We start from the raw sequence: 18557 nt of genomic DNA on the forward strand, positions 1-18557 counted from the left end.
CGAAATACGGGGCAGGCGTAGGCCTGCCCCGTATCTTTTCATGCCTGGCATTCGACCATTCGACCATTCGCCATCGAATGCAAACGGAGACCTTGTGCGATAATGGCCGGTGAACTGACGTCACCGCGTCCGTTGCATCGCGTGTTTTCCCCGGCACGTCATGCCCAGGCATTTCTTCGCCGGCCGGCGCCGCCATTGCGGTTGCCGGCGGCGGCGACCCACATGTAAGGAGGTTTCCGTGTCCGATCCCAAGACCGTCAAGCTGGTGGATGAGTCGAACAATCGCAGCAGCGAACTGCCCCTTGTCAGCGGCACGCTCGGTCCGGCGTGCATCGACATCGCCACGCTGTACAAGGACACCGGCCACTACACTTTCGATCCGGGTTATGGCTCGACCGCCAGCACCCGGAGTGCGATCACCTACATCGACGGCGACAAGGGCGTGTTGTTGTATCGCGGTTATCCGATCGAGCAGCTGGCGGAGAACTCCAGCTTCCTCGAAGTCGCTTACCTGCTGCTCAACGGCGAGCTGCCGAAACCAGCCGAGTTCGCCACGTTCGAGCATGATGTCGCGCATCACACGATGCTGCACGAGTCGCTGAAGAATTTCTTCCAGGGCTTCCACCACGACGCGCACCCGATGGCGATGCTGGCCGCCGCGGTCGCTTCGTTGTCCGCGTTCTACCACGACGACCTCAACGTGGATGACCCGACCGATCGCAAGCTCGCCGCGATCCGCCTGATCGCCAAGATGCCGACCATCGCCGCCGCCTGCTACCGCTATTCGATCGGCTGGCCGATGCGCTATCCGCGCAACAACCTGGAGTACGTCGACCGCTTCCTGCACATGATGTTCGAGGTGCCGAGCGAACCGCTGCAGATGAATCCCGTGGCCGCCAAGGCGCTGGACTTGCTGTTCATCCTGCACGCCGACCACGAGCAGAACGCGTCCACCTCGACCGTGCGCCTGGTCGGCTCCACCGGTGCGAACCCGTACGCGTCGATCGCCGCCGGCATCACCGCGCTGTGGGGCCCCGCGCATGGCGGCGCCAACGAGGCGGTGCTCAAGCAGCTGCAGGAGATCGGTACGCCGGACAACGTCGAGTCAGCGATCCTGCGCGCCAAGGACAAGAACGACAGCTTCCGCCTGATGGGCTTCGGCCACCGCGTGTACAAGAACTTCGACCCGCGCGCGAAGATCATCCGCGAAATGTGCCACAAGGTGCTGGCCGAGTTGGGCGTCAACGACCCGCTGCTGGACGTGGCGATGAAGCTGGAAGAGGCCGCGCTGAAGGACGAATACTTCATCGAGCGCAAGCTGTATCCGAACGTCGATTTCTACTCCGGCATCATCTACAAGGCACTGGGCATTCCCACCGAGATGTTTACCGTGATGTTCGCGATCGCGCGCACGGCCGGCTGGATCGCACACTGGATCGAGCAGCACGAAACGCCCGGATCGCGCATCGGCCGTCCGCGCCAGGTCTATACCGGCGCCGACGTACGCGACTACGTGGCGACCGCGAAACGCTGATCACGGCATTTCCTGGAGTACAAAAAAGCCCCGGCCTTGGCCGGGGCTTTTTTGTAGGATGGCGGTTCCAGCTCAACGCAACGCCGCGCCCAACCGTTGCTCGAAGGTCTCGTCGGAGCTCTCGTCGAGCAGCATTTCCACCTGGACCAGCGAGGCGCGCCGCATCGGCCGGTCGTCGGCGCGGTCCAGCGGTGCCTGGCGCAGTGCGTCGCGCGGCAGCACGGTGAGGTCGAACGGCAGCTCGTCGGCGGCGAACAGCAGCACCGGGTATTCGGGCTGGTCGTCGCGGCTGTAGCGCAGCCGGCGCACCTGGGTTTCGATCGGCACGCCATGTTCGCGCAGGTGCAGCACGACCGCCTCCGGGTCGTCGCTGTACACGTGCAGGCAGACCGCCGAATGCGCGTCGGCGGTGCCCTCGAGCACGGCGCCGACCAGGCGCGGTTCGAACGCGGCGAGGAAGCGCATTGCCTCGACCGCGGCCTCGCGCCGCTCCCGCAGCAGTTGCGGCTGGCTGTCGGCAAGGAACAGGCGCTGGTGCTCGCGCAGCGCCTGCTCGACCTCCAGGTTGCGCGGCAGTGCCTGCGTGTCGAGGATGCCCAGTCGCTCGGCCGCCTTCAGCTTGGCGTGGTGGAAGTCACGGATGCCGTGCTCGCTCATCAACCGCGCGGCTTCCTGGGCGACACGCAGGCGGTTGCGTTGCAGGCGATCGTGCGCGTGGATGCGGTGGTGTTCGCCTCGGGACATGGCGCGCTCCTCATCGATCGGTAACCGGCAGCTTCCGTCTCGCGGGAAGCCGCGTCGAAGGTTCAGAAGATGTCGTAGGCGTGCTGCTGGTCCTGCTCCTTCTGCTGGGCGGCCTGGCTGCGCAGGCGGTCGACGTCTTCCACCTTGAACATCTCGTTGATGCCGTCCGGATCGCCCGACGAGGCGGGCAGGCCGCTGTAGCGGTTGACCAGTACCGTACTGATTCCCGGCGGCATCGGCAACGTGCTCGATGGCAGGTCCTTCAGGGCGCTGCCCATGTACGCCATCCAGATCGGCAACGCCGCCTTGGCGCCGAACTCGCCGCGGCCGAGCGAGCTGTAGTCGTCGAAGCCCATCCACACCGCGGTCGACACCTCGCCGTTGAAGCCGACGAACCAGGCGTCGCGGTGATCGTTGGTGGAACCGGTCTTGCCGGCCAGGTCGTCGCGCTCCAGCGCGCGCGCGGCCGAGCCGGTGCCGCGCAGGATCACGTCCTTCATCAGCGAAACCACCAGGTAGTCGTTGCGTGCCTCGAGCACGCGCGGCGCTAGCACCGGCGGGTGCGCGCCGTCGCCATGCGCGTCGGCGGGCAGCACCGCGTCGCCGACGCCGTCGACGCTGCTGGATTCGGCAGGATCGGCGGACGCGGCGCTGGCCAGGTTGTTGGCGGGCGTGGGGTTCATCTCGGCCGGCGGCGGGCCGGGCGGCCGCGTGTCGAGCAGGCGCTCCTGGCAGTTGCGGCAGGCGCGCGCGGGGTTGGCCACGTACACCGGCTTGCCGTTGCGGTCGTCGATCTCGTGGATGAAATACGGTGTGACCAGGTAGCCGCCGTTGGCGAATACCGCATAACCGCGGGCCATGCCCATCGGCGATACCGAGGCGGTGCCCAGCGCCATCGACAGGTTGGCCGGGATCGCGTCCTGCGAGAAGCCGAAGCGGGTGGCGTATTCGCGCATGTAGCGCACGCCGGTGGCGTCGAGCAGGCGCACCGAGACCAGGTTCTTCGACTGCACCAGCGCCTCGCGCAGGCGCATCGGTCCGGCGAACTTGTCGTCGTCGTTGGAGGGCGTCCAGATGCCGTTCGGGCGCGATGGATCGGGCAGGGCGAGCGGCGCATCGTTGATGATCGAGGCCGGGGTGAAGCCGCGTTCGAATGCCGCCGAGTACAGGTACGGCTTGAAACTGGAGCCGGGCTGGCGCGCCGCCATCACGGCCCGGTTGAACTTGCTGCGCACGAAGTTGAAGCCGCCGACCAGGGCCTGGATCGAACCGTCCTCCGGCTCGATCGAGGTCAGCGCCGCCTGCACGGCGGGGATCTGCGCCAGCTGCCACTCGCCCTTGTCGTCGCGGGCCAGCCGGATGATGTCGCCGCGCTTGAGCACGCCGTCGACCCTGGTCGGCGCGGCGCCGACGCGGTCGTCATTGATGTGCGGGCGCGCCCAGCTGATTCCGGCCAGGTCGAGGATCACGCTCTCGTGGCTGGACAGGTAGACCGTCGCCTGCTTCGCGTCGCTGGCCGTGACGATGCCCGGCTGCATGCCGGAGACGCTGCTGTAACTGGACAGCAGACCGTCGAGATCCGCTTCGCCGGCGCCGGCCGGCAGGTCTTGGTGGGCTTCCGGCCCGCGCCAGCCGTGCCGGCGGTCATAGGCGACCAGCCCGTCGCGTACCGCTTCCACGGCAGCCTGCTGGCGACCGCTCTGCACCGTGGTCCTGACCACGTAGCCTTCGGTCAGCGCATCGTTGCCGAAGCGGTCGAGCACCTGCCGACGCACCATCTCGGCCAGGTAGGGGGCATCCACCTCGATCGGCTGCTCATGCGGGTAGGCCTGGTTCGGCTCGGCGATCGCCTGCTCGTACACGGCCTTGGTGATGTAGTCGTGGCGCAGCATCTCGCCCAAGACCCAATTGCGCCGGGCAATCGCGCGCTTCTGTCCGTTGATCGGATTGACTGCCGACGGCAGCTGGAAGGTCGAGGCGATCAGCGCGCATTCGGCCACGGTCAGCTGGTCCAGCGTCTTGCCGTAGTAGTACTCGGCAGCCGCGGCGACGCCGTACGAGCGGTGGCCGAGGAACATCTTGTTGAGGTACAGCTCGAGGATCTGGTCCTTGCTCAGCTCGTGCTCGATGCGCAGGGCGATGAAGATCTCGGTGAGTTTGCGCGAATACAGCTTCTCCGGGCTCAGAAAAAAGTTGCGGGCAACCTGCTGGGTGATCGTCGAGCCGCCGGGACCCTTGTCGCCGCCGGTCACGACGACATGCCAGCCGGCGCGGGCGATGCCGTGCCAGTCCACGCCCGGGTGGTGGTAGAAGTCCGCGTCCTCGGCCGACAACACGGCGTGCTTGAGCCGGTCCGGCACGTTCTCGATGTCCACCGGGATGCGCCGGGTCTCGCCGAAACTGGCGATCAGCTTGCCGTCGGCGCTCAGGACGCGCAGCGGTACCTGCATCGGGTAGTTCTTCAGCTCGGCCACCGAGGGGAGCCTCGGGGCTATCAGCCAATACGCCACACCCACCGCAACAACTGCCAGAAGCAAACCGGAAAAGGCCAGGACCAGAGCCCAGCGCAACAAGCGTTTGAAAATTTGCATGGTGTGGAGATAGCGAGACCTGAGTCAAAACATGACAGAGTATAGATGTAGGAGTATTCCCGCATGAGCAGCGGTCGACCAAATGCAAAAGCCGGACTCCAAAGCAAGGGTCGGGCCAACAGGGGGCTTCCCTTAAATGTGGTGGGCATCACGTCAATTACTTGAGAAAGTTCCCGTAGACCGTTGCCATTACGTTATTTTTTCGATTTAATGCCACTGCGCACCCCGCCAGGATTCTGGCTACGGGCGTCAGCGGCAAGGGGGAAACACCGTGGGGCTCTTTACACCGAAGAAGCCGGCGCTGATTGGTGTCGACATCAGTTCGACTGCCGTCAAGCTGCTGCAGCTAAGTCAGGCGGGCGGTCGTTATCGCGTTGAGCATTACGCGGTCGAGCCGTTGCCGCCGAACGCCGTGGTCGAGAAGAACATCGTCGAAGTCGAGGCGGTGGGCGATGCGATCCGTCGCGCGCTGGCACGCTCGGGCTCCAAGCTCAAGCACGCCGCCGCCGCGGTGGCCGGGTCGGCTGTGATCACGCGCATCATCCCGATGACTGCCGAGCTTTCCGACGATGATCTGGAAGGCCAGATTCAGGTCGAGGCGAACCAGTACATCCCGTACCCGATCGACGAAGTCAGTCTCGACTACGAGGTGCTCGGTCCGGTCCGCGACAACCCCGACATGAACAATGTGCTGCTGGCGGCCTCACGGACCGAGAACGTCGACATGCGCGTGGCCGCACTGGACTTGGGCGGGCTTACCGCCGCGGTGATCGACGTCGAGGCGTTCGCGATGGAGAATGCCTTCGCGATGATCGCCGACCAGCTCAACGTCAGTCGCGATGCGCTGGTGGCGGTGGTCGACATCGGCGCCACCATGACCACGCTGTCGGTACTGCGCAACCAGCGCACGATCTACTCGCGCGAGCAGGTCTTTGGCGGCAAGCAGCTGACCGACGAGATCATGCGCCGCTTCGGGCTCTCCTACGAGGAAGCCGGTCGCGCCAAGCGCAAGGGCGGCCTGCCCGAATCCTACGAGACCGAGGCGCTGGAGCCGTTCAAGGAGTCACTGATCCAGCAGATCAGCCGCCTGCTGCAGTTCTTCTTTGCCGGCAGCGAATACAGCAAGGTTGACCAGGTGGTGCTGGCCGGTGGTTGCGCCTCGATCGAGGGGCTTGGCCCGATGCTGGAAGAACAGCTCGGCGTGCCCTGCGTCGTCGCCAATCCGCTGGCACGCATGTCGCTGTCGCCACGGGTACAGGCACAGTCGCTGGCGCAGGACGCCCCCGCGCTGATGATTGCGGTCGGCCTCGCCCTGAGGAGCTTCGACTGATGGCACACGTCAATCTACTTCCATGGCGCGCCGAACGGCGCAAACAGCGCGAGCGCGAGTTCTACATGCAGCTTGTCGCCGCCTTCGTGGTGGCGCTGGGCGTGCTGCTGCTGTGGGTCTTCTGGATGGATCAGCGCATCGACAACCAGAACGAGCGCAACGCCTACCTGCAGACCGAGATCAAGCAGCTCGACGTGCGCATCGCCAAGATCAAGGATCTGGAGAAGGTGCGCGAGCACCTGCTAGCGCGCAAGCAGATCATCGAGCAGCTGCAGGCCGACCGCTCGCAGATGGTGCACCTGTTCGACGAACTGGTGAAGACGATCCCCACCAGCGCGCGGCTGAGCGGGCTGAAACAGGGCGGCCAGTCGATGACGCTCGACGGCGTGGCGCAGTCCAACGCCAGCGTCGCCGAGTACATGCGCAACATCGAGGGCTCGCCGTGGATGGGTCATGCCGATCTGAGCAAGACCGAAAACACCCATAACGGCACCCGCATGCCGTACGTATTCGGCCTGAACGTGCTGCTGAGCAAGCCGAAGAGCGACGAGGTCGACGCCGGCAAGACTCCGGTGCTGCCGGCCGACGCCAGCTCCAGTATGGCTCCGGCCGCGGCGGTTCCGGCGGCATCCGGTACGGCGCCCAAGACGGCGACCACCCTGCCGGCGCAGCCCGCGACGTCGGCCACCCCGGAAGCCACGCCGGTGAGTGCGCCAGCTGCCACGGGAGGGACCGGATCATGAGTTTCTTCAACGATCTCCAGAACCTCGACCGCAACAACGTCGGTGGCTGGCCGCAATCGGTCAAGATTTTCTTCACCGTGCTGCTGCTCGGCTTCGTGCTGCTGGTTGGGTGGTACTTCTTCGTCAGTGACCAGCAGGACAGCCTGAAGACGCTGGCCGGCAAGGAGGACCAGCTCAAGCAGGAGTTCTCGACCAAGCAGGCCAAGTCGGTCAATCTTGAGGCGTTGCAACAGCAACTCGACGAGATGCAGGACATGCTGCGCCAGTTGCTGCGCCAGTTGCCCAGCAAGACCGAGATGCCCGAATTGCTGACCGACATCTCGCAAACCGCACAGTCCGCCGGCCTGGAGACCGATCTGTTCCAGCCCGGAGCGGAAACCCCGAAGGATTTCTACGCGGAGAAGCCGATCACGTTGCGCTTCACCGGTACCTACCACCAGTTCGGCACCTTCATCAGCGGCGTGGCCTCGTTGCCGCGGGTGGTGATCCTGACCCTGCACGACGTCTCGCTGACGCCGAAGTCGCCGGGCAAGGACGGTCCCGCGAACGGCCAGCTGGTGCTGCAGGGCACGGTGAAGACCTACCGCTACCTGGACGACGAGGAAAGCTCCGCCGCTGGCGCCGGCAAGAAGGCGGGGGGAGCGAAATGATGAACAAGCTAGCTGCCATCAAACCGGCCCATGCCGCACGGATTGCGCTGATGCTGGGTGCCGCGCTGGTGCTGGGCGGTTGTACTCGTGGCATGTCGGACTTGCGCACCTGGGTCGCCCAGGAAAAAGCCAGGAAGGGCGCGCCGATCCAGCCGCTGCCGGTGATCAAGACGTTCGAGACGTTCAAGTACGACGACCAGGATCGGCGTGATCCGTTCAGCCCGAGCACGGCCGAGCTGGAGAACAGCAGCGCCACCAGCGGTCCGCGGCCCGATGCCAACCGGGCCAAGCAGCCGCTGGAGCTGTTTGCGCTGGACAGCCTGAAGATGGTCGGCACGGTCGGTACCGGTGCGGGTATGGAAGTGCTGGTCAAGGACCCGGGTGGTGTGATCCATCGCGTCCATGTCAACGAATACATGGGCCAGAACTACGGGCATATCACGGCGATCAGCGAAGACCATATCGACTTGGTCGAGCTGATATCCAACGGGAATGGTGGCTGGATGGAACGTCCGGCCAGCATCGCGCTTGACGCGAAATAGGTAGACAGGGGCTGATGCAATGACCAACCAAATCCAATCCGTCCGGGGCCGTGTCATGCGCCATGCGAGCCGTTACATGTTGATGGGCCTGCTGATCGCCGGTGCCACCTGGGCCAGCGCTGCGATCGCAGCAACCACCACGTTGAAGAACATCAGTTACGACGCACTGCCTGGCGGCAGCGTCGAGCTGCACATGGACTTCGGCAATGGCCCGGTGCCGGAGCCGAAGATCTTCACCACCGGCAACCCGCCGCGCATCGCGGTCGACTTCGCCGACACTGACAATGCGGCGGCCCGTCACCTGGACATCGGCAAGGGTTCGACCTCCGGTGTGTCCGCGGTGTCCGCCGGCGGCCGCACCCGCGTGGTGGTCGAGCTGATGCGCGAGTCGAGCTATCGCTCACGGGTCGAAGGCAACAGCTTGGTGCTGACCGTCAACAACGGCAGCACGGACCAGTCCGTGACCACCGCGTCCACGATCGACCCGACCAAGGCTCTGCCGTCGTCATCGGCCGGTCCGGCCATCTCCGGTATCGACTTCCGCCGCGGCCCGAACGGAGAAGGTCGCGTGCTGATCAACTTCAGCGGCAGCGGCGCGAATGCGGAGATGACCCGCAAGGGCGACAAGGTGCTGGTCACCATCGACCACGCGAACCTGCCGGCCAACCTCGCCCAGCGCTTGGATACGCTGGACTTCGCCACGCCGGTGCAGTCCATCGTCACCCGCGCCGGCGCGGGCGGCGGTGCGCGCATGGAAATCGCGATCAAGGGCAACGTCGAGACCTCCGCCTACCAGACCGCCGACCAGTACGTGATCGAAGTGGCGCCGAAGAAAGTTGACGCCGCCAAGGATGCCAAGCTGGCCAAGCTGGGCCAGGAGCCGAGCTACAACGGCAAGCGCGTCACCTTCAACTTCCAGGACATCCCGGTACGCTCGGCGCTGCAGCTGATCGCCGACATCTCCGGCCTTAACCTGGTCGCCTCCGACAGCGTCGGCGGCAGTGTCACCCTGCGTCTGGTCAACGTGCCGTGGGATCAGGCGCTGGACGTGATCCTGCGTGCAAAGAGCCTGGACAAGCGTCGCAACGGCAACGTGGTGTGGGTTGCACCGCAGGCCGAACTGGCCAAGTACGAGCAGGACGTGGCCGACGCCAAGCTGAAGGCGCAGGACACCGCCGAGCTGGTCACCGACTACGTGCCGATCAGCTATGGCAAGGCGGCGGACATCGCCAAGCTGCTGACCAGCGGCAGCATGCAAGGTGGTGGTGGCGCCAGCGGCGGCAACACCCAGCGCGGCTTCCTGTCGCCGCGCGGCAGCGTGTCGTTCGACGAGCGTACCAACACGCTGCTGCTCAACGACACGCCGGAGAAGATCAGGCAGCTGCGCGACCTGATCGCGGTGCTGGACAAGCCGGTGCAGCAGGTGCTGATCGAGTCGCGCATCGTGGTCGCCAGCGACGACTTCACCCGCGAGCTGGGCGCCAAGTTCGGCGTCAATGGCCGGGTAAACAACACCGAGTTCCAGAACGCCGCCACGGCCACGCCGGCGTTGACTGCAGGCATCGGCGGCGGCAACGTGACCTCGGGTGGCTTCAACGTGAACCTGCCGACCAGCCCGGCGGCCGGAACCTTCGGCCTGGCCATCCTCGGCGCCAACTACGCGATCGACCTGGAACTCTCCGCGGCCCAGACCGAGGGTCGTGGCGAGGTGATCTCCAGCCCGCGCGTGATCACCGCCAACCAGCAGGAAGCGGTGATCCGCCAGGGCCAGGAAATCGGCTACGTCACGTTCCAGAACAGCGCCGGCAGCGGCGCCGGCAGCGGCACCGCGACGGTGCAGTTCAAGGACGCCGTGCTGGAGCTGAAGGTGACCCCGACGATCACCGCCGACAACCGCGTCTACCTGATGATCAACGTCAAGAAGGATGCGCTGGCCGGTTATGTGGATGCCCCGGGTAGCGGCAAGATCCCGACCATCGACACCCGCGAGATCAATACCTCGGTGCTGGTCGACAACGGGCAGACCGTGGTGCTGGGCGGCATCTACGAGATCAACAAGTCCAACACCATGACCAAGGTGCCCGGCCTGGGCGACATCCCCGGCATTGGCGTGCTGTTCCGCAATACCTCGCGGACCAACACCAAGGCCGAGCTGCTGATCTTCGTGACGCCGCGCATCCTCAGCGACACGCTGCAGTAAACGCGCAAGGTTGCAGTGAAAGAGGCGGCTTCGGCCGCCTCTTTTTTTGTGCGCGCCGACCAGGCTTCCGGAGGCCGGTTAAACTTCCTGCGTTGCCGATGGTCTGTAGCACGCCATCTGGTCCGGCTGCACCCCGCTGCGCGCCGGGTCGCGCCGCTGTCACGTCAAGAACGGAACCCGCTCATGGATATGCCCGAAACTTCAACGCCGAGCCGTCTGCAGCAAGCGTTCGTGCAACTGCGCGACGACCTGCAGCAATGCATCATCGGCCAGCCGCATCTGATCGACTGCCTGCTGGTGGCCTTGCTGGCCGACGGTCACTTGCTGGTCGAGGGTGCCCCCGGCCTGGCCAAGACCACGGCGGTGAAGGCGCTGGCGGCGCGTATCGAGGCGGACTTCCACCGCGTGCAGTTCACCCCCGACCTGCTGCCGGCCGACCTCACCGGCACCGACGTGTTCCGCCCGCAATCCGGCAGCTTCGAGTTCGAGCGCGGCCCGCTGTTCCACAACATCATCCTGGCCGACGAGATCAATCGTGCGCCGGCCAAGGTGCAGTCCGCGCTGCTGGAGGCGATGGCCGAGCAGCAGATCACCGTCGGCCGCCGCACCTGGCAGCTGCCCGAGCTGTTCATGGTGATGGCGACGCAGAACCCGATCGAGCAGGAAGGTACGTTCACCCTGCCGGAGGCCCAGCTCGACCGCTTCCTGATGCACGTGACGATCGGCTATCCGGATGCGGTCGCCGAACTGGCGATACTCAAGCTGGCGCGTGAACAGGCCAGTCGTCGTGCCCATCCCGTCGCCGCGCCACCGGCGTTGCTCAGCCAGACCGACGTGTTCGCCGCGCGCGATGCGGCGATGGCGGTGCACATGGCGCCGGCGCTGGAGGAATACCTGACCCAGCTGGTGCTGGCCACCCGCGATGCCGGTCGCTACGGGCCGGAACTGAAACGCTGGATCGCCTGGGGCGGCAGCCCGCGCGCCACCATCGCGCTGGACCGCTGCTCGCGCGCGCACGCGTGGCTGGCCGGCCGCGATTACGTGCTGCCGGAAGATGTGCACGCGATCGCCCACGAAGTGCTGCGCCATCGCGTGCTGCTCAGCTACGAGGCGGAAGCCGAGGGCGTGCGGCCGGACCAGGTGATCGATCGCCTGCTGGATCTCGTGCCGCTGCCGTGAACGCCGTCGCTTCACATCACGCGGGCGGCGACGGCCGCAGCCAGGTTGCGCTGGCCGAACTGATCGCGCTGCGTGCGCGGGTCGGCCGCGTGCGCATGGCGCCGCTGCTCAGCCGTGCCGCGCGCAGCGGCCAGCAGTCCAGCCGTCTATACGGCCGCGGCATGGACTATGCCGAGTCACGCGTCTACCAGGCCGGCGACGACGTGCGCCGGCTCGACTGGCGGCTCACCGCGCGCAGCGGCAAATTGCATACCAAGCTGTTCCAGGAAGATCGCGAAGGCTGTCTGCTGATCCTGCTCGACACCCACGCCAGCATGCGTTTCGGCACGCGGGCGCGCTTCAAGTCGGTGCAGGCGGCGCGCGCCGCCGCCGCCGCCGCGTGGTACGCGGTACGCGCCGGCGAGCGGGTCGGGGTGATGGCATTCGGCCACGCCGACCTGTTGTTGCGGCCGCAGGCCGGGCCGCGCGGTGCGTTGGCGGTGTGCGGCGCGCTGGCCGAATGGGATGCGCAGCCCGCGTCCGATCGGGTCGAGCCGTTGTCTGATGCGCTGGCCCGCGCCAGCCGCGTGCTGCATGGTGCCAGCCGCGTGCTGCTGGTCAGCGACGGATTCAGCTGTGACGCATCGGCGCGACAGCGCCTGCTCGACCTGGGCCGGCATGCCGGGGTCAGCGTGCTGGTGGTGGCCGATGCGCTGGAACTGGCGCCGGCCCCGCCGGGACGCTATCCGCTGGAACATGCCGGCGAACGCTGCGAAGTGTTGTTGCAATCCGAGCGTCAACGCAGCGATTTCCAGCGTGCGTTGGGTGCCGGCCCGGCTCGGCTGGGCGAGCTGGCACAATCGCTGGGCCTGCGCTGGAACAGCATCGACACCACCGCCGATGCGTTCGACGCGGTCAGCGGCCTGCTCGGCGCGCGGAGGTCGACGCGATGATGTCTGCTCAGCCCGCGCCGTCGCCCGGCCCGCCATTGCGCGATATCCACCTGCCGCCCGAGCCGTCCTGGTGGCCGCCGGCGCCGGGCTGGTGGCTGCTCGCCGCGCTGCTGCTGGCGGCAGTGCTGGCTGGCATCTGGTGGTGGCGACGGCATCGCCGCGCGCTTCGCCAACGCCGACAGGTGCTCGGCGAACTCGATCGGCTCGCACGGCAGCATCAGCACGACGGCGATGGGCTTGCGTTGGCGAGCGCGCTGCACCAGTTGCTGCGCCGGGTGGCACGCCAGCACGATGCGCAAGCCGCGCGACAGCGTGGCGACGCCTGGCGGCAGACGCTGGCGCGGGTACCAGTCGATACCGCCACGTTGCAGCAACTGCTGGCGCTGGACCAGCAGATCTATCGACCACCCGCATCGTTCGACCATACAGCCAGCGTGACGGCCGTGCGGGCGTGGCTGCGGCTGGCGTTGAAGCCGGCGAGCTGGAGACCGGTCGCGACGGAGCATGCCGATGCCTGAGTTCGCCTGGCCCTGGGTGATTGTGCTGCTGCCGCTGCCGTGGCTGCTGCGCCGCTGGCTGCGCCCGGCCGCGCCAGGGCAGGCGCTGCATCTGCCGCAGCCGGGTGTGCGACTGGCTACGGTCGCTGGCAACCGCGCTCGCGGCGCCACGTCGTGGCTGCTGGCGCTGGCCTGGCTGTGCCTGCTGGCCGCGGCGGCGCGGCCGCAATGGGTGGGGCCGCCGCAGGCGCAACAGCGCAGCGGGCGCGCGCTGATGCTGGCGGTGGATCTCTCCGGCAGCATGCGCACCGGCGACATGCAACTGGCCGGCCAGGACGTCAGCCGTTTCGGCGCAGTGGAGGCGATTGCCGGCGATTTCATCAGCCGCCGCGATGGCGACGAGATGGGCCTGATCCTGTTCGGCAGCCAGGCCTTTCTGGTGACGCCGCTGACCTACGACCTCACCGCGGTGCGCGCGCAACTGCAGGGTGCGGCGGTGGGGCTGGCCGGCACCGAGACGGCGATCGGCGACGCGATCGCAGTGGGCGTAAAGCGGCTGGCCGCGCTGCCCGAGCAGGCGCGTGTGCTGGTGCTGCTCACCGACGGCGTCAACAACGCCGGCAGCATCGCGCCGCGCGACGCGGCGCGCGCGGCGAAGGCGGCCGGCGTGCGCATCTACACCATCGGCATCGGCGCCACGCGCATGCGCATACCCGGTTTCTTCGGCAGCCAGCTGGTCAATCCCTCGGCCGACCTGGATGCGGACATGCTCACCGACATCGCCACGCAGAGCGGCGGGCGCTTCTTCCGCGCCACCGACAGCGGCGAGCTGGCCGACGCGTATCGCGCGATCGACGCACTGGAACCGATGCCGCAGCACGGGCCCTTGCTGCGCCCGCAGCATGAGCTGTTCCGCTGGCCGTTGCTGACCGCGATCGCGTTGCTGTTGCTGGTGACCGTGCCGCGTCGCTTCGCGCACACACGGGAGTTGCCGGCGTGAGCGAGCTGCTGCAGCAATTCCATTTCCTGCGGCCGTGGTGGTTGGCTGCGCTGCTGCTGTTGCCGCTGCTGGGCTGGCTCGGTGTGCGCCGCAACGTGGCGCAGGTGGAACTGTCGCGGCTGGTCGACGCCGAGCTGCTGCCGCATCTGCTGCGCGGGCGCGCCGGCAACCGCAGCCTGCCGCTGTGGCTGTTTGCGCTGGGCTGGACGCTGTGCGCGCTGGCGCTGGCCGGGCCGACCTGGAGCCGCGTCGAGCAGCCGTTGTACGCGAGCCGCGCGGCGCAGGTGGTGGCGATCTCGCTGTCGCAGCACATGCTGGCGCGCGACGTGGCGCCGAGCCGGCTCGATCGCGCGCGCTACAAGGCGCGCGACCTGCTGCATGCCAACCAGGACGGCCTCAACGCGCTGATCGGCTACGCCGGCGAGGCATTCGTGGTGGCGCCGTTGACCTCGGATGCGCACAGCCTCGACGACCTGCTTGAGGCGATGGCGCCGGACACCATGCCGGTGGATGGCGACGACGCGGCGGCGGCGATCGAGCGCGGCGTGGCGCTGATCCGCGACGGCAAGGCCAGCGGCGGTTCGCTGGTGCTGATCACCGACCAGGCCGACGCCGCGGCCGCGGTCGCCGCGCGCAAGGCGAACGCCGCCGGCGTGCAGGTGTCGGTGCTTGGGGTGGGCACGCCGCAGGGCGGTCCGGTGCCGTTGCCCGATGGCGGCTTCCTGCGCGATGCGCAGGGCGGCATGCTGCTGGCCCGCCGCGACGATGCCGCGCTCGCTGCGCTGGCCGCGGCCGGCGGCGGCCGCTACGTGGCGATGAGCGCAGACCAGCACGACGTCGACGCGCTGCATGCACAACTGCGCAGTGCGAAGGCGACGCTGGCCGACGGGCAGGTCGGCGACGCCTGGCAGGATCGCGGCGCGTGGCTGCTACTGCCGCTGCTGCTGGTCGTGGCGCTGGCGTTCCGTCGCGGCTGGCTGCTGTTGCTGCCGCTGGTCGTGTTGCCGCTGTGGCCGGGCACGGCCGCGGCGACGACGTGGCAGGACCTGTGGCAGCGCCGTGACCAGCAGGCCGCACAGGCCTTGCATGCGGGCGACGCGAAGCAGGCGCAACAGCTCGCACGCGATCCCGCCTGGCGGGGCGCGGCGGCGTATCGCGCCGGCGACTACGCCGCCGCGGCGCAGGCCTTGCAGCAGGTGCCCGGCGGCGACGCGGCGTACAACCTCGGCAACACGCTGGCGAAGCAGGGCGCGTACCAGAAGGCGCTCGCGGCCTACGACCATGCGCTGCAACTCGACCCGGCCAACGCCGATGCGAAGGCGAACCGCCAGGCGGTCGAGGACTGGCTGCGCCAGCAGCAACAGCAGCCGTCGGACCAGAAGGAACACGAGGGCCACGGTGGCAAGCAGAACCAGTCGTCGCAGGGCGAGCAGGGCAAGAGCGGCAAGCAGGATGCGAAGGATCAGTCATCCGCAGCGGATGATGCCGCGCCATCCGCCCAGCCGGGCCGGGATGGCAAGTCGCAGGCGCAGGATCAGTCCGGCAAGAACGAGTCGCCGCAGAGCAAGTCCGAGCAGGGCGGCGCCGATCAACCCGAACCGCAGACCGCGCAGCAGCAGGCCGAGCAGCAGGCGCAGGCGGAGCAGGCGCGACAGGCGTTGAAGCAGCAGATGGATGCCGCGCTGGCGAAGCCGGGCGACGGCAACGCCGAGCACCAGCTCGGCGCGCTGGCCAAGGACGATCCGCAGGCGAAGCTGCCAGCCGACCTGCGCCATGCCCTGCAGCGCGTGCCGGATGATCCCGGCGCCCTGCTGCGGCGCAAGTTCGAACTGGAATACCAGCAGCGCCACGGCGGCGCACCGAGCGAGGATGGACAGCCGTGATGTTTCGACAGGTCGTATGCAGTTGTTTGCTGATGCTGGCGCTGATCCCGGCGCTGGCCAGTGCGGCCGAGGTAACCGCCACGCTGGACCGCGACCACGTGCAACTGGGCGAGACGGTGACGCTCAACGTGCGCGTCCAGGGCGACACCGGCGGCATCGCCGCGCCCGACCTGCGCGCGCTGAATCAGGACTTCCAGTTGCTCGGCACCTCGCAGAACAACAGCCTCAGCGTGGTCAACGGCAAAGCCAGCTCCGAACTGACCTTTGGCGTAGCGCTGCGGCCCCGCCACGTCGGCGTGCTGCAGATTCCCGCGCTTAGCGTGGCCGGCCAGCGCACGGCGCCGCTGCAGCTCACCGTGGCGGCGCCGGATCCGGTCGCGGCCGCCACCACGCAGCGCGACGTCTTCATGGAGTCGCAGGTCGAGCCGGCGCATGGCTACGTCGGCCAGCAGCTGACCTACGTGGTGCGGCTGTACTACGCCAACCGCATCGGTGGCGACGCGCCGCCGCCGCCGCAGGTCGACGGCGTGGAAGTCAGCGCGCTCGGCAAGGGCCTGAACTACGACGCCGAGCGCGGTGGCCGCACCTATCACGTGCTGGAACAACGCTACGCCCTGATTCCGCAACATGCCGGACAGGTCGAGATTCCCCCGGTGGATTTTCAGGGCGAGGCCGCCGATCCGCGCGACCCGAACAGTTTCTTCGGCGCCACCGTGCCGGTCAGTGCCAGTGCGCCGGCGCAGACGATCACCGTGAAACCGGCGCCCGCCGACTGGGGCGGCAGCGCGTGGTTGCCGGCACGCCAGCTGAGCCTGAGCCTGGACGGCTGGCCCACCGCGCAGGATGCGCCGCCGCGGGTCGGCCAGCCGCTAAACCTCACCATGAACCTGCAGGCCAGCGGCCTGTCGTACGAGGCACTGCCGGCGCTGAGCCTGCCGCCGCTGGACGGCGCCACGGTGTATCCGGACAAGCCGGTCACCGGCAACCGCCAGTACGGCGAGTGGATCATCGGCCGACGCCAGCAGTCGTTCGCGATCGTGCCTGAGCGCGCCGGCACGCTGACCATTCCCGCCACCACGCTGAAGTGGTGGAACGTGCTGACCGACAAGATGGAAGTGGCGCAGATCGCCGCGCACAGCGTCACCGTGCTGCCGGCGATCGGTGCGGCTGCCACGCCGCCGCCCGCACCAGCCGCAGCGGTGGACAGCGGTGTCGTCGGCAGCACCACTTCGGTCGCGACGACACCCACGCCATGGCGCTGGATCGCGCTGGCCAGCCTCGGCCTGTGGCTGCTCAGCGTGCTGGCCTGGTGGCTGTGGCAGCGGCGCCGGCGCGCGTCGTCGGTGAGGCCGCCGGCCGCGGCGCGCACTTCGGCGCGCAGTGGCCAGCTGGCCTTTCTTGCCGCGGCGCGCGGCAGCGATCCGGCCGCGCAGGTGCGCACCCTGCTGGCCTGGGCGCGCGCGGAGCGGCCGGCGATCCAGCACCTGGGCGAATTGTCGGCGGCGCTGGACGATGCCTCGCAACGTGCGGCGATCGAAACCTTGCAGCAGCGTCACTACGCGGCCACGCCGTCACACGATGCCGGCACAAACCTGGCCGAAGCGTTCAAGCGCGGCTTCGTCTGGCGTGCCCCGGAGGCGACCGACGAAAACTCCGGGTTGCCGCCGCTGTATCCGTTCAAGCTGCATTGAGCGCGTGCTGGAACACCGCGCGCATGGCATTGCTGAAACAACACAGCGTGACTTCGATATCGTCGTTGCCGTCCAGTTCGTCGCGCAGCGTAGCCACCGCCACCGCGGCGGCCTGCGCGGCGGGGTAGCCGTAGACGCCGCAGCTGATCGCCGGGAACGCGATCGTGCGGAGCCGCTGTGCGCGCAGCAGTTGCAGCGAGTTGCGATGGCAACGCTCCAGCAACTGCGCCTCATCGCGGGTACCGCCGTACCAGATCGGCCCCACCGTGTGGATCACCCAGCGCGCTGGCAGGGCGAAGCCGGGCGTGATGCGCGCCTCGCCGGTGGGGCAACGCACGCCGGGAGCGATTTCCGGCAGCGCGCGGCAGGCTTGCAGCAGGGCCGGTCCGGCGGCGCGATGGATCGCACCGTCCACACCGCCGCCGCCGAGCAGCCCGGAATTCGCCGCGTTGACGATGGCGTCCACGGCCAGGCGGGTGATGTCGGCGTGGATGACCTGGATGGGCATGGGACGGCGGCTTACCTTATGCTTCAGGCAGACATTCGAGCGCGGCGGGGTGGCAACGGATCATGGCGAAAACGGAAGACATTTCCTTCGGCTATCTGCTCAGCGACGTGACCTTGCTGTTCCGCAAGCACTTCGACCGGCGCGCGGTGAAATTCGGGTTGACCCGCGCGCAATGGCGCGCGACCAAGGTGTTGTACCACCGCGAAGGCCTGCGGCAAACCGAGCTGGCCGAGTTCCTGGAAATGGAGCCGATCGCGGTGGGCCGGGTGATCGACCGGCTGCAGGCGGCCGGTTTCGTCGAGCGCCGGCCGGATCCGAAAGATCGTCGCGCCTGGCGGCTGTACGTCACCGACCAGGCGCGCGTGATCGTGGGCGACATGGAGATCATCGCGCGCGGGCTGCGCAAGGATGCCACCCGCGGTATCGGCCACGACGAACTGCAGCAGGCGTTGGCGGTGATCAGCCGGATCAAGGACAACCTGCTGGCGCTGGAGCAGGGCGACGGCGGCACGCCTTGATTCGCGCATGCGGCG

At 67.7% G+C, this 18557-nt stretch carries 16 protein-coding genes; 13 read left to right on the top strand and 3 right to left on the bottom strand.

Going from position 1 to position 18557, the window contains the following annotated elements; genetic code table 11:
* Nucleotides 1-238 precede the first annotated feature (238 nt).
* Complete coding sequence (locus tag ABD024_RS03130; RefSeq protein WP_343849540.1) at nt 239-1534, top strand: citrate synthase; 1296 nt, start codon at nt 239-241, stop codon at nt 1532-1534.
* 72 nt (nt 1535-1606) lie between these two features.
* On the opposite strand, the gene ABD024_RS03135 is transcribed toward ABD024_RS03130, so the two are convergent.
* Nucleotides 1607-2278 (bottom strand): hypothetical protein, encoded by a 672-nt coding sequence (locus ABD024_RS03135; protein ID WP_343849543.1) that lies wholly within the window; start codon nt 2276-2278, stop codon nt 1607-1609.
* 62 nt (nt 2279-2340) lie between these two features.
* Complete coding sequence (locus tag ABD024_RS03140; RefSeq protein ID WP_343849546.1) at nt 2341-4869, bottom strand: penicillin-binding protein 1A; 2529 nt, start codon at nt 4867-4869, stop codon at nt 2341-2343.
* A 271-nt stretch (nt 4870-5140) separates the two neighbouring features.
* Here ABD024_RS03140 and ABD024_RS03145 point away from each other — a divergent pair, with 271 nt between their 5' ends.
* From ABD024_RS03145 to ABD024_RS03195, 11 genes are all read left to right on the top strand, one after another.
* A complete protein-coding gene (locus ABD024_RS03145; protein ID WP_343849548.1) occupies nt 5141-6199 on the top strand; it encodes a pilus assembly protein PilM in 1059 nt (352 codons plus the stop codon).
* On the top strand, nt 6199-6942 hold the full coding sequence (locus ABD024_RS03150) for a PilN domain-containing protein (RefSeq protein WP_343849550.1): 744 nt from the start codon (nt 6199-6201) through the stop codon (nt 6940-6942). Before ABD024_RS03145 ends, ABD024_RS03150 begins: the two co-directional genes overlap by 1 nt.
* Complete coding sequence (locus ABD024_RS03155; protein WP_343849552.1) at nt 6939-7592, top strand: type IV pilus inner membrane component PilO; 654 nt, start codon at nt 6939-6941, stop codon at nt 7590-7592. The genes ABD024_RS03150 and ABD024_RS03155 overlap by 4 nt, the downstream gene beginning before the upstream one ends.
* Nucleotides 7592-8134 (top strand): pilus assembly protein PilP, encoded by a 543-nt coding sequence (locus ABD024_RS03160; RefSeq protein ID WP_343849556.1) that lies wholly within the window; start codon nt 7592-7594, stop codon nt 8132-8134. The genes ABD024_RS03155 and ABD024_RS03160 overlap by 1 nt, the downstream gene beginning before the upstream one ends.
* 55 nt (nt 8135-8189) lie before the next feature.
* Nucleotides 8190-10334, top strand: coding sequence for a type IV pilus secretin PilQ (locus ABD024_RS03165; RefSeq protein ID WP_343849560.1), 2145 nt, complete (start codon nt 8190-8192; stop codon nt 10332-10334).
* Nucleotides 10335-10517: 183 nt separating this feature from the next.
* On the top strand, nt 10518-11513 hold the full coding sequence (locus ABD024_RS03170; RefSeq protein WP_343849564.1) for an AAA family ATPase: 996 nt from the start codon (nt 10518-10520) through the stop codon (nt 11511-11513).
* Nucleotides 11510-12445 carry a DUF58 domain-containing protein gene (locus tag ABD024_RS03175; RefSeq protein ID WP_343849568.1) on the top strand — a complete coding sequence of 312 codons (936 nt, stop codon included), beginning with the start codon at nt 11510-11512 and terminating at the stop codon, nt 12443-12445. Before ABD024_RS03170 ends, ABD024_RS03175 begins: the two co-directional genes overlap by 4 nt.
* Nucleotides 12442-12963: a DUF4381 domain-containing protein gene (locus ABD024_RS03180; protein WP_343849571.1), complete on the top strand. Its 522-nt coding sequence runs from the start codon at nt 12442-12444 to the stop codon at nt 12961-12963. The genes ABD024_RS03175 and ABD024_RS03180 overlap by 4 nt, the downstream gene beginning before the upstream one ends.
* On the top strand, nt 12956-13942 hold the full coding sequence (locus tag ABD024_RS03185) for a VWA domain-containing protein (RefSeq protein WP_343849575.1): 987 nt from the start codon (nt 12956-12958) through the stop codon (nt 13940-13942). Before ABD024_RS03180 ends, ABD024_RS03185 begins: the two co-directional genes overlap by 8 nt.
* Nucleotides 13939-15825: a VWA domain-containing protein gene (locus ABD024_RS03190; RefSeq protein ID WP_343849577.1), complete on the top strand. Its 1887-nt coding sequence runs from the start codon at nt 13939-13941 to the stop codon at nt 15823-15825. The genes ABD024_RS03185 and ABD024_RS03190 overlap by 4 nt, the downstream gene beginning before the upstream one ends.
* Entirely contained in the window at nt 15825-17516 is a 1692-nt protein-coding gene (locus ABD024_RS03195; protein WP_425543118.1) for a BatD family protein, read from the top strand. The genes ABD024_RS03190 and ABD024_RS03195 overlap by 1 nt, the downstream gene beginning before the upstream one ends.
* Here the strand turns inward: ABD024_RS03195 and ABD024_RS03200 are convergent.
* Nucleotides 17503-18024: an O-acetyl-ADP-ribose deacetylase gene (locus tag ABD024_RS03200; RefSeq protein ID WP_343849579.1), complete on the bottom strand. Its 522-nt coding sequence runs from the start codon at nt 18022-18024 to the stop codon at nt 17503-17505. The two genes, ABD024_RS03195 and ABD024_RS03200, sit on opposite strands and share 14 nt — an antisense overlap.
* Before the next feature lie 62 nt (nt 18025-18086).
* Between ABD024_RS03200 and ABD024_RS03205 the strand changes: the two genes are divergently transcribed.
* Entirely contained in the window at nt 18087-18542 is a 456-nt protein-coding gene (locus tag ABD024_RS03205) for a MarR family winged helix-turn-helix transcriptional regulator (RefSeq protein ID WP_343849583.1), read from the top strand.
* The last annotated feature ends 15 nt before the right edge of the window (nt 18543-18557 follow it).

This window comes from Rhodanobacter soli (genome assembly GCF_039523495.1).
In the GTDB taxonomy this organism is placed as follows: Bacteria; Pseudomonadota; Gammaproteobacteria; order Xanthomonadales; family Rhodanobacteraceae; genus Rhodanobacter; species Rhodanobacter soli.

Excerpts from the sequence above, each read along its gene's own strand:
- ABD024_RS03160 (WP_343849556.1), top strand. The coding sequence starts at position 7,592 with ATGAACAAGCTAGCTGCCATCAAACCGGCCCATGCCGCACGGATTGCG.
- ABD024_RS03200 (WP_343849579.1), bottom strand. The coding sequence starts at position 18,024 with ATGCCCATCCAGGTCATCCACGCCGACATCACCCGCCTGGCCGTGGAC.
- ABD024_RS03195 (WP_425543118.1), top strand. The coding sequence starts at position 15,825 with ATGTTTCGACAGGTCGTATGCAGTTGTTTGCTGATGCTGGCGCTGATC.
- ABD024_RS03170 (WP_343849564.1), top strand. The coding sequence starts at position 10,518 with ATGGATATGCCCGAAACTTCAACGCCGAGCCGTCTGCAGCAAGCGTTC.
- ABD024_RS03205 (WP_343849583.1), top strand. The coding sequence starts at position 18,087 with ATGGCGAAAACGGAAGACATTTCCTTCGGCTATCTGCTCAGCGACGTG.
- ABD024_RS03135 (WP_343849543.1), bottom strand. The coding sequence starts at position 2,278 with ATGTCCCGAGGCGAACACCACCGCATCCACGCGCACGATCGCCTGCAA.
- ABD024_RS03165 (WP_343849560.1), top strand. The coding sequence starts at position 8,190 with ATGCGCCATGCGAGCCGTTACATGTTGATGGGCCTGCTGATCGCCGGT.
- ABD024_RS03150 (WP_343849550.1), top strand. The coding sequence starts at position 6,199 with ATGGCACACGTCAATCTACTTCCATGGCGCGCCGAACGGCGCAAACAG.
- ABD024_RS03180 (WP_343849571.1), top strand. The coding sequence starts at position 12,442 with ATGATGTCTGCTCAGCCCGCGCCGTCGCCCGGCCCGCCATTGCGCGAT.
- ABD024_RS03140 (WP_343849546.1), bottom strand. The coding sequence starts at position 4,869 with ATGCAAATTTTCAAACGCTTGTTGCGCTGGGCTCTGGTCCTGGCCTTT.
- ABD024_RS03155 (WP_343849552.1), top strand. The coding sequence starts at position 6,939 with ATGAGTTTCTTCAACGATCTCCAGAACCTCGACCGCAACAACGTCGGT.
- ABD024_RS03185 (WP_343849575.1), top strand. The coding sequence starts at position 12,956 with ATGCCTGAGTTCGCCTGGCCCTGGGTGATTGTGCTGCTGCCGCTGCCG.